Source organism: Kitasatospora sp. NPDC086009 (assembly GCF_044540385.1).
GTDB lineage: Bacteria > Actinomycetota > Actinomycetes > Streptomycetales > Streptomycetaceae > Kitasatospora.
Genome location: NZ_JBITSA010000018.1, coordinates 53,745 through 67,043 on the forward strand (window position 1 = coordinate 53,745; position 13,299 = coordinate 67,043).

General features: G+C 71.4%; 15 protein-coding genes. 8 read left to right on the forward strand and 7 right to left on the reverse strand.

What is annotated here, in order from left to right; genetic code table 11:
* Window positions 1-2 precede the first annotated feature (2 nt).
* The 5 genes from ACIF6L_RS31635 to ACIF6L_RS31655 all read right to left on the reverse strand — a co-directional run bounded on the left by ACIF6L_RS31635 (window position 3) and on the right by ACIF6L_RS31655 (window position 6,255).
* Entirely contained in the window at window positions 3-521 is a 519-nt protein-coding gene (locus tag ACIF6L_RS31635; protein WP_396490904.1) for a class F sortase, read from the reverse strand.
* Between the two features lie 206 nt (window positions 522-727).
* Complete coding sequence (locus tag ACIF6L_RS31640) at window positions 728-2,368, reverse strand: DUF4331 domain-containing protein (RefSeq protein WP_396490905.1); 1,641 nt, start codon at window positions 2,366-2,368, stop codon at window positions 728-730.
* 1,201 nt (window positions 2,369-3,569) lie between these two features.
* Window positions 3,570-4,370: an anti-sigma factor domain-containing protein gene (locus tag ACIF6L_RS31645; protein WP_396490906.1), complete on the reverse strand. Its 801-nt coding sequence runs from the start codon at window positions 4,368-4,370 to the stop codon at window positions 3,570-3,572.
* Window positions 4,367-4,951 carry an ECF RNA polymerase sigma factor SigK gene (gene sigK, locus ACIF6L_RS31650; RefSeq protein ID WP_396490907.1) on the reverse strand — a complete coding sequence of 195 codons (585 nt, stop codon included), beginning with the start codon at window positions 4,949-4,951 and terminating at the stop codon, window positions 4,367-4,369. Before sigK ends, ACIF6L_RS31645 begins: the two co-directional genes overlap by 4 nt.
* Window positions 4,952-5,754: 803 nt before the next feature.
* Window positions 5,755-6,255 carry a diadenosine tetraphosphate hydrolase gene (locus ACIF6L_RS31655; protein WP_396490908.1) on the reverse strand — a complete coding sequence of 167 codons (501 nt, stop codon included), beginning with the start codon at window positions 6,253-6,255 and terminating at the stop codon, window positions 5,755-5,757.
* A 450-nt stretch (window positions 6,256-6,705) separates the two neighbouring features.
* Between ACIF6L_RS31655 and ACIF6L_RS31660 the strand changes: the two genes are divergently transcribed.
* Both ACIF6L_RS31660 and ACIF6L_RS31665 read left to right on the forward strand, forming a co-directional pair.
* A complete protein-coding gene (locus ACIF6L_RS31660; RefSeq protein ID WP_396490909.1) occupies window positions 6,706-7,101 on the forward strand; it encodes a hypothetical protein in 396 nt (131 codons plus the stop codon).
* A gap of 143 nt (window positions 7,102-7,244) precedes the next feature.
* Window positions 7,245-7,730: an ATP-binding protein gene (locus ACIF6L_RS31665; protein ID WP_396490910.1), complete on the forward strand. Its 486-nt coding sequence runs from the start codon at window positions 7,245-7,247 to the stop codon at window positions 7,728-7,730.
* A gap of 423 nt (window positions 7,731-8,153) precedes the next feature.
* Here ACIF6L_RS31665 and ACIF6L_RS31670 read toward each other — a convergent pair whose 3' ends face one another.
* Entirely contained in the window at window positions 8,154-8,897 is a 744-nt protein-coding gene (locus ACIF6L_RS31670) for a hypothetical protein (RefSeq protein WP_396490911.1), read from the reverse strand.
* Between the two features lie 253 nt (window positions 8,898-9,150).
* Between ACIF6L_RS31670 and ACIF6L_RS31675 the strand changes: the two genes are divergently transcribed.
* The 4 genes from ACIF6L_RS31675 (at window position 9,151) to ACIF6L_RS31690 (ending at window position 11,452) form a co-directional block, all read left to right on the forward strand.
* Window positions 9,151-9,420, forward strand: a complete 270-nt coding sequence (locus ACIF6L_RS31675) for a hypothetical protein (RefSeq protein WP_396490912.1) — start codon at window positions 9,151-9,153, stop codon at window positions 9,418-9,420.
* Between the two features lie 178 nt (window positions 9,421-9,598).
* Complete coding sequence (locus ACIF6L_RS31680) at window positions 9,599-9,787, forward strand: hypothetical protein (RefSeq protein WP_396490913.1); 189 nt, start codon at window positions 9,599-9,601, stop codon at window positions 9,785-9,787.
* A gap of 396 nt (window positions 9,788-10,183) precedes the next feature.
* Window positions 10,184-10,672: a hypothetical protein gene (locus tag ACIF6L_RS31685; RefSeq protein ID WP_396490914.1), complete on the forward strand. Its 489-nt coding sequence runs from the start codon at window positions 10,184-10,186 to the stop codon at window positions 10,670-10,672.
* 120 nt (window positions 10,673-10,792) lie between these two features.
* Complete coding sequence (locus ACIF6L_RS31690) at window positions 10,793-11,452, forward strand: carbonic anhydrase (RefSeq protein ID WP_396490915.1); 660 nt, start codon at window positions 10,793-10,795, stop codon at window positions 11,450-11,452.
* A 376-nt stretch (window positions 11,453-11,828) separates the two neighbouring features.
* Here the strand turns inward: ACIF6L_RS31690 and ACIF6L_RS31695 are convergent, their stop codons facing one another.
* Window positions 11,829-12,104 carry a hypothetical protein gene (locus tag ACIF6L_RS31695; protein ID WP_396492617.1) on the reverse strand — a complete coding sequence of 92 codons (276 nt, stop codon included), beginning with the start codon at window positions 12,102-12,104 and terminating at the stop codon, window positions 11,829-11,831.
* 27 nt (window positions 12,105-12,131) lie between these two features.
* Between ACIF6L_RS31695 and ACIF6L_RS31700 the strand changes: the two genes are divergently transcribed.
* Window positions 12,132-12,386 carry a hypothetical protein gene (locus tag ACIF6L_RS31700; RefSeq protein WP_396492619.1) on the forward strand — a complete coding sequence of 85 codons (255 nt, stop codon included), beginning with the start codon at window positions 12,132-12,134 and terminating at the stop codon, window positions 12,384-12,386.
* Window positions 12,387-12,744: 358 nt separating this feature from the next.
* Window positions 12,745-13,254 (forward strand): hypothetical protein, encoded by a 510-nt coding sequence (locus tag ACIF6L_RS31705; protein ID WP_396490917.1) that lies wholly within the window; start codon window positions 12,745-12,747, stop codon window positions 13,252-13,254.
* The last annotated feature ends 45 nt before the right edge of the window (window positions 13,255-13,299 follow it).

Consider the following 13,299-nt stretch of genomic DNA (forward strand, 5'->3'; position numbering starts at 1 on the left):
GGTCAGGTCGTGGAGGCGCCGGCCGGGCTGCTGGCCCGGCTGCCGGCTGCGGGGCCGGCGAAGACCACCAGGTTGGAGAGGTACTCCCGGCTACTCCGGTCATAGGTGCCCCCGCAGGTGATCAACCGCAGGCTCGGATCGGGAGAGCCCCCGAACACGGTCTCGTCGGGGAACTCGTCCTTGGCGTAGCTGCGCAGCGCCTGCACGGTGAAGGTGCTGGTGGTGCCGTCGGCGGCGTCCACGGTGATGGTGTCGCCCGGGCGCAGGACGGACAGTCCGGCGAAGACGGCCGGTCCGGTGCTTGCGTCGACGTGCCCGACGATCACCGCGGCGCCCGGACCGCCGGGGGCGGGGCCCTGGTTCCACCAGCCGGCGACCTGCGGGTCGTCCGGGGTGCCGAGGTGGCCGTCGCTCTGGACCCGCAGGTCCGTCAGGGCGCTGTCCACCCCGATCCGGGGTATCCGTATCCGCACCGGCGGTGCCTGCCGGCCCGCGGGTGCCGTGCCCGCGGCGTCGGACAAGCGTCCGGGTATCTCGCCGATGTCCTGCACAGCGGCGGGCCCCGTGTATGCCGACCCGGTGGCGAGGCTCACCGTGCCGGCTCCGGCCAGGGCCACGCCGAGCACCAGCGCGGCCACGGCGGCCGGACGGCGGAGACGGCTCGGCCTGCGCCCGGGCCGCCGGCTCCTTTCGAGAAGGCGCCGGCGGCCGGGGTGGAGCGCAGGTGTCACTGCTGGGCGCTGTGCCGGCGGCGCAGCGCGATGACGGCGGCTGCGGTGAGCAGGACGCCCCCGCCCAGCGCGCTGGCGCCGGCGATCGGGAAGCCGCTCAGGGACAGGCCGCCCAGGCCGGCGGCGACGCCGCCTGCGGGGTTGTCGGAGGTGGCCTGGTTGACGGCTGCGGTGTTGGGCAGCGCGACGTAGGGGAAGGTCTTGCCGAAGGCGTGGTCGTTGGCGTTCACGCCGTCACCCGCGGCCAGCGCGGGCACGATCGTGCCGCTCTGGGCCGCGCCCTCCAAGGCTTGGAGCTCGATGTCCACCACGTCGTCGGCCAGGCGGCGGCCGTTGGGGAAGCCGGCCAGGTCCTGGCCGAGGACGCCCAGGCGGTTGGGCGATGCCGACGGCGGGACGGCCATATTGAGGCGCAGTTCCTCGCCGGGCAGGAACTTGTCCTTGCTGACGTCGGCGTTCAGCTGCTGGGAGTTGAGGTCGGCCTGGATGGGGCCACAGGCCTTGCAGATACCGGTGAGGAAGATCTCCACCAGGTCGTTGCGCGGGGTTGCGGGGGCCGGGATGCCGTAGACGCTCTGGATGAGCTTGGGCACGATCGGGTCCTTCACCTTGTCGACCACGGGGGTGACGGTGGCGTCCTTCTCAGGGCTGAGCGCGTTGAAGGCGTCCTTGTACTTGATCGGGACGACGACCTCGTTGATCAGCGGGTTGCCGAGCCGGGAGACCTGGTGGAAGCCCTCGCCGCCCTTGTCCGCGCCCGCGCCCTCACCGCCCTTGCCCTCGCCGCCCTTGTCGGCGACGACGGTGGCGCCCTTGCGGTCGGTGGTGGACCAGACACCGATCACCGGGTTGCGCGTCGGGTCACCCTTCAGCGCGAGGTCCTTCTTCGGGACCTGGATGGCGATGGTGTTGACGTTGTAGCCGCTCAGGGTGTCGTGACCGGACTCCTTGAGGTTCCCGCCGTAGAGCAGGTCGAAGACCCGCAGGTCGAGGAAGAACGGGTCATCCGCCTGCCCGGCGAGGGTCTGCCCGCCACCGGGCAGCTCGCGGATGGCCTGCTGACGCAGCGCCGCATAGTTCGGCATCGACGCCTGGCCCGTGTTCGACGGGGCCGCGACCGCGTCCGTGAGCAGCGTCCTCGTGGACCCGTCCGCGTGGGTCTCGGTGAGGGTGTAGGTCTGGCGGAAGTTCAGCGTCGGGTCGTCGAGATTGTTGACGACACCGGTGTTGTAGAGGAACTGGTTCGCGTCGTCGCGGTAGTGGTTGCTGAACGTCCAGGTGTACGTGGTGTCGGCCCTGCCGTCACCGTCAGCGTCGATCTTGATGTTGTAGCGGGCGTCGTCGGCGAACGCGTAGAAGTTCGGGCCGCCGTTCGGTTCCTCGAAGGGGATCCAGTTCGCGATCAACGTGACGGTGTCCGGCTTGTCGGGGCTGACGAAGGCGTACACGTCGGTGTTGTCGGCCCGCGGGTCGCCCGCGATCAACGGCGCCTCGCGGTGGCTGGAGGCGGAACTGACACCAGGTGTGAGACCGGCCAGGGCGCCGGCCGCGGCGAGGGCCAGAACGCCCATGCCGGCGAGCGGGCGTTCGACGCGGCGGGCGAGCAGCAGGAGGCGGGGTGAACGAGGAGGCTGCATGATCCGTCTTTCTGGAGGGTGGCCCGGATCGAGCACCGCGGCGGGCCAGGGGCCGCGCGGACGATGAATCACCTGCGTCCGGGCACAGGACCCGGCGCCACATGTGAACGGGCATGCACCTCCGATGGGTGGCGAGCCGTCCGATGCGCGACCGATGGGTATGCCATTCATAAAGTGATCACGCTTAGTGGCGCAGCGCCCACGGACATAGTCCATCCGGGCACCCGACGGCTCGGCAACGCACCGCTCGACCGATCCGCCGCAGGTCGGTAGCAGCATGAGGCGCGGTGCTGTGCTGGTACTGCCAACGGCCATGCAAGGACACGGAAACGCCGACAGGTGCCAGGGTCCGCTGGGCACGTTCTCCCTGCCTGGTGGACGGGTTGGAAGTCCTGGGTCCGGAAGTCTCGCGCCGGAGGGAAGGCGGCATTCGACCGGCACAGTCGAGGTGGACCAAGCCGTGCGTTTCCCGGTTCGAGCGACCGATGCGCGGTCCGGCAGCTGGGCAAGGATGCTGGTCGCACTGATGCGCTGGGGCTCGATCACTACCCCGGGGCCTCTCCCCCGGGATCGCCCTTGGCCGGCGCCGGGCTGCGGCAGGATGAGGGCCAACCTGCGCCCGGAGGAACGATCATGAGCCTGCTTCCTGACCAGTGGGACCTTCTCGAAGAACTCGGCGCCGCCCACGCCGACGCACCGGGCTGGCTGCACGGCGGCCACGACGAAGGAGACGGCCGCCGACGCACCAGCGCCGTCCAGACCCTCGCCCGGGAGCGACTGTGCGAGCCGGCGCCCGGGTTATACGGACCTCGCAAGCCCGCGCGGAGGTAGTGCAGGCTGGACCGCGCGGATCACCGCGGACGGCGGGACCTGCTGTCGGCGATCGGCATCGGGGCCGACGCCGAACTGGTCACCCTCGCGGTGTTGCAGGCCCTGCTCGGCTTCGCCTCCGGTCCGTCATGACCTCCTCCCGCCTGCGGGACCTGTTCGCCTACCTGCCCCGGCGGTCGGGCTGAGACAGGCGACTGCGTAAGGCCGCCGATCTGATCTCACGGGCGACCGGCTGCTGGCGGGGGGTTCCTCGCTGTGGACCGGCACCGTCTGGGTCGTCGACTCCACGCCGGTGGAATGCGGGCGCTCCCTCGAGAGGACCGAGCGCGACCTGGCGAACGGGCCCGAGTCGACCTCAAGGCCTTCCTTGCTACGTGGTGTGGTTCCCGGTGAGACGCAGGGCCATGACCGGTTGGGTGGTGGGCTGGTCGGATCCTCCCGCGGGTTCTTCGGTGACGCCGACGGCGCGGGCGCCGTTGAGAGGCGCGGTGAGGACGAGGGCGCCGTTGCCTTCCGGCAGCAGGCCGGCCGGGCTGAGGGTCCCTCCGTGGTCGAGCCAGAGTTCGTAGACGTGGCCGGGGCGGGGGGCGGGGAGGCCGGAGGCGAGGAAGCCGGCCTGGTTGCGGCTGGCCGACCAGACGACGGTGCCGGTGCCGACGGTGCCGGGATCGGCGGCGGCCGCGGTGGTGGTGGTCACTCGGGCGTCGGGCGCGGTCAGCAGTTCACCGAAGGCCGCCTGCTGGGCGCGCAGCTGCACGGCGGTGGCCCGGTTCTGCTGGGCCTCTTCGTGTTGCTGCACGGCGAGGGCTCCGAGGGCGGTGGCGGCGGTGAGGGAGGCGGCCAGAGCGAGGCGGGGCCAGCGACGCGGGCGTGGCCGGTGGTCGGGCGCTCTTCGTGCGGTCACGGTGGAGGGGGCGAGCCGGGGGGAGGGCGGGAGCTGGCGTTCGGCCTCGGTCCGGGCCAGGATCCGGGCGCGCAGTGCGGCCGGGGGATCGATGGCGTGGGCGGTCGCGAGGCGGGCGAGGGCTGCGCCGAAGCCGGCGACCTCCTCCTCGCAGGTGTCGCACCCTGCGAGGTGGTCCTCGAACGCCGCCCGTTCGTCGTCGTCGACGGCGTTGAGCGCGTACGCGCCGCTGAGAAGGTGGAGGTTGCTGTCGGCGGGGGTGCTCATGGCCGGACTCCCAGACAGTCTCGCAGCCTGATCAGGGCGTCGCGCATGCGGGTTTTCACGGTCCCCAGCGGGGTGCGCAGCTGTTCGGAGACCTCCCGGTAGGTGAGGCCCTTGTAGAACGCCAGCAGGACCGACTCGCGCTGCAGGTCGGTGAGGCGGCGCAGGCAGTGGCGCACTTGCTGGTGGTCGAGGTGGGCTTCGGCGCGTTCGGCGACGTCGTCGAACGGAGTGTCCTGCGCTGCGGCGGCGGCCTTTTGATCGCGGTCGGCGGCCGAGCGGCAGCGCCGGACCCGGTCTACGGCGCGGCGGTGCGCGATGGTCATGACCCACGCCGTCACCTCGCCGCGGTCCGGGTCGTAGCGGGCGGCTGCGCGCCACACCTCCAGCATCACGTCCTGCATCACCTCCTCCGACTGGGCCTGGTCCCGCAGGATCCGGCGTACCAGTGAGAAGACCGGTCCCGAGAGCGCGTCGTACAGGGAGGTGAACGCCTGGTGGTCGCCCCGGGTGACCTGCGCCATGACCGTTTTCAGGTCGGCGGGTGGCTCGGGGCGGCCGTGCAGGAAGACGACGGAGTTCATGACCTCCGCCTCCGGTTGCGTTCGCGACGAGGTGGGCGGCAGAGCCGTGGGCGGGGGCCGGCGGGACGGGCGGGTGCGGCTCGCATGGAGGCCTCCCGGGTGCTGCTCGCAGTCGGGTCGTTCGTCACTCGCACTGTATTCGTCGCCGGTGGTCGGGCGGATTGGCACGTCCCCGCCGCAACGGACGGCTCCGGCCGAAATGAGGCCAGCCGGCGCAAGTACTGCTCGCCGACCTGCCGGGGCAGGGGCGGCGCGCACCTGCCCAAGCAGCGGGGCTGCCCCCAGTGCGGCAAGGAGTTCACCACCGACCTGAGCCGGAAGCGGAAGTTCTGCTCGCCCGAGTGCCGCACCGCCTCGCGCCGCAGCGAGGCCCACATGGAAACCCGGGCCTGCCCCGACTGCGAGAACTTCTTCCAGGCCGGGAATCCCGTCCGAACCGTCCACTGCTCGATGGTCTGCCGCCGCGAAGCCGAGCACCGCCGCGACCAGGCCCTGGACGCGCAACGGGCCCGCCGCCTCGGCCAGGCCCACCACCCGCGCCGAACTTCCACCGCCACCTCCGACCCGCCCCGCCCCGCGACAGCCCTCAGCGGCCCGCGATCCGCTGGAGCCGACCGCAACCCCGGGACTGCCCGCACTGCCAGCAGCCGATCACCATCGTCGCGTCGCTGGCCACCCCCGAGGCCGCCCGGCCGACGATGCCCCACCTCCGCACCGACGTCATCCCCCTGCGAGAACGCCCTGAACTGAATCACCGATCGTCGGGGAGGGGAGGCCGTCAGGCCGCCCCTCCCCGACGCGTCTCATCGCGCGCTTTCCGCACCGGCAGCCGGGGCCGACAACGCATCGAGCTCATGGCCGATCGCCTCGCGCAGGGCGTCATGCTGCGGTCCGAGCGCGCCTGCGGGATCGCGCCAGTTCTCCGCGGGATACAGCCACACCGGGAAACGGACGAGGTCCGGGCTCTCCCACTCGAACCGGGGCCACACATGCGCGTGCAGGAAACCGTCGGTATTGCCGAGGATTTCCAGGTTCACCCGCCGGAACTCCGAGTCCAGGCGCCGGCAGGCCCGCTCCACGGCCTCACCCAGCCGGTCCATGTCCGCCAGGAAGGCCGTCCGCTTGCTCTGCGGAAGATCGGACAGGCGCTCCACGCCGGGCTCGTCGACCAGCAGAACCGAATACCCCGGCAGGAACTGCACGTCGCCGATCACCGCGAAGCCGGCGTCAAGCCGCCGCAGCACGGTGGGGTTCGTGCCCTTCAGGGCACTGCCGATCCTGTCGTCCCGCCAATTGTCAATCATGAGCGCGCACCCTACACGCGCGTGATCAAGCAGGACTCAGCCGATCGCTCCCCACGATGGCGCTCGTCGCTCCTCAGACTCCCTACTCCGTTCAAAGCCGGACGCAGTGAGGTGAACAGCAGCGTTGGCCAAAATCGACCAGCCTCATCATCGACGGTGGACGGCGGGTGGGCCGGCCGCGTGCCGTGCTGTGCCGCCGGGTGGTCCCCGCGATGGTGCGGCCGGGAACGCGGCGCACGATTGTGCTTCCAGGGCCCGTGACCGGCCGGCCAATCCGCGCCTGCGGCCACGGCGAATCAGGGGCAGGAAGGTTTCCCGGCGTCGTCCGCCCCGCCGAACAGTTCCGGTGCACCACCGGGCTCAGGGGCGGGACGGCTTGTGTGACAACGCGCGACCCGGGGACCGGCCTTCCTCATCCCGTACCCATGTCTCAGGAAGGAGGTGTACCCCATGCGCGCAACGCGTACGCGGCGTTCGCTGGCCGTCGCCATGGCCGGCGCCCTACTGGCCGGCGGTGCGGCCCTGACCACCGCCGCCTCGGCGTCCGCGGCCCCCGCCGCAGCCACGGCCTCGGCCTCGGCTGTCCAGACGCACCAGCACGGCCATGGCGCGTGCACCTGGCACCACGGCTGGTGGGAGAACAAGCTCGTCCCCGGACAGTGGTCCAAGGCCTGGCACCACGGCTGGTGGCAGAACCAGTGGCACGCCGGCTGGTGGGACGGCCACCACCAGTGGCACCACGGCTACTGGCACAAGGTCTGGCACGACGCCGGCTGGAAGAACGTGTGGCAGCCCGCCCACTGGGAGAAGGTCTGGCACAACGGCTACTGGACCTGCCAGCACTGACACGCCATCGCCGCCCGGGCCGTCCTGTCCCGGTCTGCCCGCCCGCGCGGCCCCCCTTCTCCTCCGGTCCCGGGGGCCGCGCCTCACGCATCACCGCCTCCCCCCGCCCCTACCCGACGGGCGGGATCCGAAGGACCCCGACCATGAGCACCGTGACCGAGTCCCCGTCCGTCCGCCCTGACGCCCCCCGGCCGTCGGACAGCACCTGTCTGTCGTTCGCCCACGACGCCGGCTGCATCGCCCGTCTCCGCTCGGCCACCGGGTCGTTCCTGCACCGCACCCGCCCGCACGACCCGGCCCTGCTCGCCGACGCCCTCCTCGTCGTCACCGAACTCACCACCAACGTCGTCCAGCACACCGACGGGCCGGGGCGGCTCACCCTCACCGCCCTGCGCAACGGCATCGCCATCGACGTCAGCGACACCAGCCGGACCCTGCCCGCCGCTCGCCTGGCGCTGGAAGACGTCCACGGCAGGGGACTCACCGTGGTGGCGGCACTCACCGACAGCCTCACCCTGACGCTCGATCCCGGAAGCGGCAAAACCATCCACGCCCACCTGCCAAATCGCTCGACGACACCGTTCCCGCCGGCCTCACACGCCGCTCCCCGCGCACACCGAACCTGGTGACGACCGGACCGGCCCACCCCCCAGCCGAACGGCAGAACGGCAGAACGGCAGACCAATCTCCCTCCAGGTCGCGGCGAACCCTGCCTCACAGCCACAGAACCGCATCCAGTACGAGCCGGCCGGCAGCGGGCCACCACCTCGTGCCCCGCCCCAGCCGGCGAGGCCGGTGAGCGGAACGCACCAATAGAGGTGTTCCAGCGTCGGCGACCGGCCGCCGACGCGAGGGTTGGGTCTGTGAAGAGAACGGCGTAACTCCCGATCATGGAAGTAGCACCTGATGACAGCCGTGCCTGAACGGTCTCGTAGACCAGGTCGGCGTCTACCAGCCGGGGGGTTGCACGGCGAGGTGCCCCGGTAGGTCGTCGACGGCCTGGGCGAGAGCGTCGCGCTCCGGGGCTGGCGGTGCATGGCCGTGGCCAGGCGTCAGTAGAGGGCGAGAGAGCGCAGCAGGTCGACCTCTTCGAAGCCGGAGCGGGTGAGGATGTCGCAGCGTGGGGAGGCGTCGGGGGCGAGCAGGTCGACGGTGGCCAGCGCCTCGTGTGCGTCGGTCTGGTCCAGGACCTCGAGCGAGCGGCGCAGCAGGTGGTGCTGAACGTCGGCGGGCGGTGGGGGCGGGGGAATGGGGCGGGTGGTGTGGAGGGTGCCGTCGGGAGTGATCCAGGGCACGGGGCGGGCGTACTGATCTTTGTTCGCGGCGCGGTCGTCGGCGAGGGTGGGGGTGGCAGTGCGGTGGAGGAGGAGCCACTGATGGCGGGTTCGGAAGCCTGCTTCGGCGAAGGCCTCGGTGGTGACGGGGCGGTTGTGCAGCGCGAGGCCCGGGACGTGGGGCGGCCACTCGGTGGGGTGGCTGAACGCGGCGACGGTATGCCGGTCGGCGGTCTTGTCGCGGATTGCCCGCACGAGGACGGCCGCGACGGCCGGGTCCTCACGGCAGTGCAGCCAGGTCACTTCTTCGGCGGATGCTCCTGGGCGAGCGTGGCGGTGCAGCGCCATCGCGCCCAGGACCTGTCCGGAGCCGTCGTGGGCCACGTACAGGCGCCGTAGGCCCTCGTGCGCTCCGTTGGTGCGGGGCAGTGGCCGCGGGGTGGAGAGCATCGGCGGCCGGTCGGCCGCCACGAGTTCGGCGACGGAGTTGCCGTCCGCGGCGGTCGCCGGCCGGACCCACACCGCTCGTCCTGCCCTGAGTACCACGGTAACCGTCCCGGTCGTCTGCAAGGAGCCTCACCACTGATTTCCGGTTCGACGCCGGCAACGTGGTGGTTTGGCCTGGTCCGTGACAGCCACCCGGACGGCGCAACCGCACCACCCTCCCTGGCAGGGCGATCCGTGGTGCCGGCGGGAACCGGGCCTGGCCTCGACACAGGACCCAGGGTTCACAGGGACGGTGAACAGTCCGGCCGCGGACGCCAGGATGGCCGGTATGCCAACGCAGTGGGTGCACCAGTTCCGCAACTGCCCGAGCACCGGGGACATGGAAGTCCTGGTCGAGGAGACGGGTCCGCCCCGGCAAGTCCTGGCCCGCGCGCGCGAAGGGGCCGGTGCACTGGTCGACGGGTACGTCCTGCAGAGCATCGACGCGCAGAGCCGCACCGCCCTCTATACGTGGGTGGGAAGCGGCGAACCGCGGGCGGTGACGGAGCACCTGCTCGAACTCCTCGCCGAGGGCTGCCCGCGGGAGGCAACCCCGTAGGCCCGGCAGCCAGGCGGCACGGGCGAGCGAGCGAGGCCGGCGCCAGCGCGTCGACCGGCTCCGGGGTGCACGAACGAGTGAATGAATCGCGCGGGGCACCGCGTAGACGTCCCGCGGGGAACGGATGACGACTCACCGCGGCACCGAACCGGTCCCGCATCACAGGAGGAGATTCGTCGTGGAGACGGCAGAGCTGGAGAGCAAGGTTCACGGGTTGGAGACGGCCCTGGCCGTGCAGGAGGCCAACATGGCCGGCGCACAGGCCACGCAGGCCGTCGCACACAGCGGCACCTGGTCCGTGATGGCGGCCGGCGCAGGCGCACTGATCGTCGGCATCTTCCTGGGCATGGCCATCGCCAAGAGCTGAGCGCCCGGTCGAGGGGCAGGGTTCGCGGTCGGGGTAGCACCGGCGCGGCGAGCCCCGCCGCCGCTGTGACCAAAGGGCTTCGCGGGAGCGGGGGGCACCGCCGACGAGGTCGGCGTACCGCTTGATGACGTCGAGGTAGTAGTTCACGAGTCCCCCTGAGGACGTAACCCTGCGGCTCTCCCCGTCGAAGATGGGCTGGCCGGGATCATGCCGTCCCTACGGCGCTCCCGGGCCACTTCGAACCACCTGAACGTGGCCAAACCTCCGCGCTGCAGGGGTAGTTGCCCACGGGTGGGGCGGGAGAGACGGAAGCGCCGCGGTGGGGTGCGTCAGGCCGGGAAATCACCCACGTCCCCTTTCCGCAAAGGCGTTTCGCGTCGCCATCAAGGGGATAGCGTGCTGTCGTCCGACAGCACCTTGGGGGGTGGCATGGGCACCAGGAGTCTGGGCGCGTCGATTCACGCGAGGCACGCGCACATCATCGAGACCACCGTGACCGGCACGAAGTTGAAGACGAGGATGATCACCTACCCGATCCCGGTGGACCGACCGCCCCGGGGGGCGGTGCGTCAGGTCCTCGTCTGCGGCGCCTGCAAGAAGGAAGTTCCGTACCGGATCCTGGGCACCCTGCCCACCCGGGTGCGGCGGGCGCTGTGGCTCCTGCTGGCCCTGGCCGGGGCGGCCGCCATCTACCTCTGCGTGTTCCGCGTGGACCAGACGCTGGAGGCGCTCGGCGGCTCGGGGACCGTGTTGACCGGCGTCCTCGCGTGCGCGGCGGCCGGGCTCTACGCCCTGATCGGGGGTATCTCCAGGTGGTGGCGGGAGGACGGGGTCACGATCACGAAGTCGAAGGGCAAGGACTACAGGCACGAGGTGCACCGCTGACACCCGGACCGGCCGCCGTCCCACCCGCGGCCCGGGCGGGACGGGCGGCCGCTCAGGAAGCCGTGGCCGCCGTCGCGGGCTGCCCGCGCGAGCGTGTGGAGCGGGCCGTACTCTGCGGGCATGACCGACAACACGCAGCCCGTCACGCCCCAGGAAGCCTTCGAGATGCTGCTGGCCGGCAACGAGCGGTTCGTCACCGGGATACCGGAGCACCCGAACCAGGACGCCGCCCGCCGCAGTCAGACCGCGCCCGCGCAGGCGCCGTTCGCGGTGCTGTTCGGGTGTTCGGACTCACGTCTGGCCGCCGAGATCATCTTCGACCAGGGCCTGGGCGATCTGTTCGTGGTCCGCACCGCCGGTCACGTGGCCGGCCCCGAGGTGCTCGGCAGCATCGAGTACGGGGTGGCGGTACTGGGCTGCCCGCTGGTGGTAGTGCTGGGCCACGACTCCTGCGGCGCGGTCGCCGCGGCCAAGACGGCGGTCTCCGACGGCACCACGGTGCGCGGATTCGTACGCGATGTCGTCGAGCGGGTGACCCCCAGCGTGCTGGCCGCCCGCGCCGCCGGATACACCGACAACGCGGACTTCATCGCCGAGAACGTGCGCCACACCGTCGACCTGCTGCTGGAGCGCTCCCGCCCCCTCTCCCACGCCGTCGAGGCGGGCAAGGCGGCCGTGGTGGGCCTGTCCTACCGCCTCGCGGACGGCACCGCCCACCTGGTCACCGCCCGCGGCCTCGAAATGCCGGTCGTCTCCGCCTCCGCCGAACCAGCGCGTTGACCGCTCGGTCCGCGACGCCTCGGGCAGCCTGGACGACGCGAGGAAGGCCCGCGAGGAGCTCACACTCCCGGACGTCCGCACGGGTACCTGCGGAAGACCTACGATGACACCTGCGCGGGCCCTGCGGTGGTTCGGCCGGCGTCCGACGGCCCCTGTCCGGTGCGGACGGCATGACCAGTCCGGTCGATCATGTTCGGAGCCAGATGGTGGGGGCTGCCGCGGTGGGTGTGCCGAGAGACAGGACGGGGAGGTCAGGATCTCCTGGTAACCCGCACAGGACAGTCCCGAGGCCGATCCTCTCCTCTTCCCCGACGCGGCGAACGCCGGCGTCGCCCGGTCGCCCCCGGTCACCGGGAGGGCCAGGGCGCGGAGTTGGTCACACCTGGTGCAGGTACGCCTTCATCACGGTGTGGGCGGCCTGCTCGGGGGTGTCGTGCAGGATCGGCTCCTGGGTGGCGGGGTCGCCGAGGAAGTAGCCCTCGTACACCGCGACCCAGCGGGCGGAGCCGACGACGCCGCGCTCGACCCAGCCGACGGTGTGGCCCTCCGCCGTCACCAGCCACACGTCCGGTTGCACGGTCCAGCCCAGCAGCTTCCGCCAGTCGCCGAAGGCGGCCGGATCGAGGTCACGCTGGGCGTCGTTGTCCGGCATGCCGCCGACGGCGGCGACGCCGGCGCCATGTCCGACCTGGCGCGACTTCGGGAGAAAGCCGGAGATCGGGAAGGCGCCGAAGCCGTCGCCCACCGGGCCGCCGCCGGCCACAACTACGCCCTGGCCCAGCTGGCACAGATCCGGGAAAAGGCCGGCAATCATGACGGGGCCGAAGCGCTCTACCGGCAGGCCGCCGACGCTGGTCAGCGCACCAGCCTCTTCGACAAGAGGTGGCCGTACGGGCTGGATCCAGACGGTTCACCCACTCCTGCGTGGCACTGAACACACCGCCACGCAGCAAGAGCGAGGGCAGACCGGCCCGAGAACACGCCCGGGCCGGGCGACGGCACCCCGCGACGACGGGCGGGCAGCGGCCAGGCCAGCGGGCACGCCAAGCAGCGGCGGCCGCACCCGGGGGCGGCAGAGTACTGGGGCCTGGCGGCCACGGGTGGGAAGCCGGCCCACGGCCGCCACAGGCGGGGCGGGGACTACCAGTCTCCTGTCCGCGGACAAGGGGGATTGTCCGGCGTCCGCCAGGACTTTCCCGTCTTCTCGTTGATGGACAATCACCGCCGCCCGCAGGGTGGAACCGGGCCGGGCTCTTCTGCCGGAATCTGTCCACCGAACGGAGAAGGACATCATGAAGCGACGAATCCTGGCAACGACCCTCGCCTCGGCCGCCGTGGTGGCGGGCCTGGTGATGCCCACGGCTGCCACGGCGAGCGCAACCACCACGGTGACGGCCGGCACCACGGCCAGCGCCCAAGAAGCCGGCACGACCTCGCCAGTCCAGGTCATCGACATTCAGAGCTGCCCGGACGCGCACCAGATCGGCTCCACCGCCTACATCAAGTTCGGCTCCGAAACGGCCGCTTCCGTCAAGCAGTACTACTCGCCCAGCTGCAAGGCGAACTTCGGCTACACCTACGAGTGGACGGCCTTTCGCAACGCACACCCGGGCCTGTGGATCGGCGCCGGAGTGGCAGTGAGGATACCCGGCACCCAAGGCTGGGACCTTCGCGGACACGAGTACACGACCGCCCAGGAAGTCTGGTCGGACGGCACCCTGACAGCAGCCGCCTGCACCGCGGGATGGGGGAACATCAACTACAACAGCGGGATGGCCGCCCTGACCAGCGAACGATGCTGACAGGAACGTCCGGAGCCCTTCTGTGAAGTGACGCGTCCGGGCAGC

Excerpts from the sequence above, each read along its gene's own strand:
- ACIF6L_RS31705 (WP_396490917.1), top strand. The coding sequence starts at position 12,745 with ATGAAGCGACGAATCCTGGCAACGACCCTCGCCTCGGCCGCCGTGGTG.
- ACIF6L_RS31700 (WP_396492619.1), top strand. The coding sequence starts at position 12,132 with ATGTCCGACCTGGCGCGACTTCGGGAGAAAGCCGGAGATCGGGAAGGC.
- ACIF6L_RS31645 (WP_396490906.1), bottom strand. The coding sequence starts at position 4,370 with ATGAGCACCCCCGCCGACAGCAACCTCCACCTTCTCAGCGGCGCGTAC.
- sigK (WP_396490907.1), bottom strand. The coding sequence starts at position 4,951 with ATGAACTCCGTCGTCTTCCTGCACGGCCGCCCCGAGCCACCCGCCGAC.
- ACIF6L_RS31690 (WP_396490915.1), top strand. The coding sequence starts at position 10,793 with ATGACCGACAACACGCAGCCCGTCACGCCCCAGGAAGCCTTCGAGATG.
- ACIF6L_RS31660 (WP_396490909.1), top strand. The coding sequence starts at position 6,706 with ATGCGCGCAACGCGTACGCGGCGTTCGCTGGCCGTCGCCATGGCCGGC.
- ACIF6L_RS31640 (WP_396490905.1), bottom strand. The coding sequence starts at position 2,368 with ATGCAGCCTCCTCGTTCACCCCGCCTCCTGCTGCTCGCCCGCCGCGTC.
- ACIF6L_RS31675 (WP_396490912.1), top strand. The coding sequence starts at position 9,151 with ATGCCAACGCAGTGGGTGCACCAGTTCCGCAACTGCCCGAGCACCGGG.
- ACIF6L_RS31665 (WP_396490910.1), top strand. The coding sequence starts at position 7,245 with ATGAGCACCGTGACCGAGTCCCCGTCCGTCCGCCCTGACGCCCCCCGG.
- ACIF6L_RS31695 (WP_396492617.1), bottom strand. The coding sequence starts at position 12,104 with ATGCCGGACAACGACGCCCAGCGTGACCTCGATCCGGCCGCCTTCGGC.
- ACIF6L_RS31655 (WP_396490908.1), bottom strand. The coding sequence starts at position 6,255 with ATGATTGACAATTGGCGGGACGACAGGATCGGCAGTGCCCTGAAGGGC.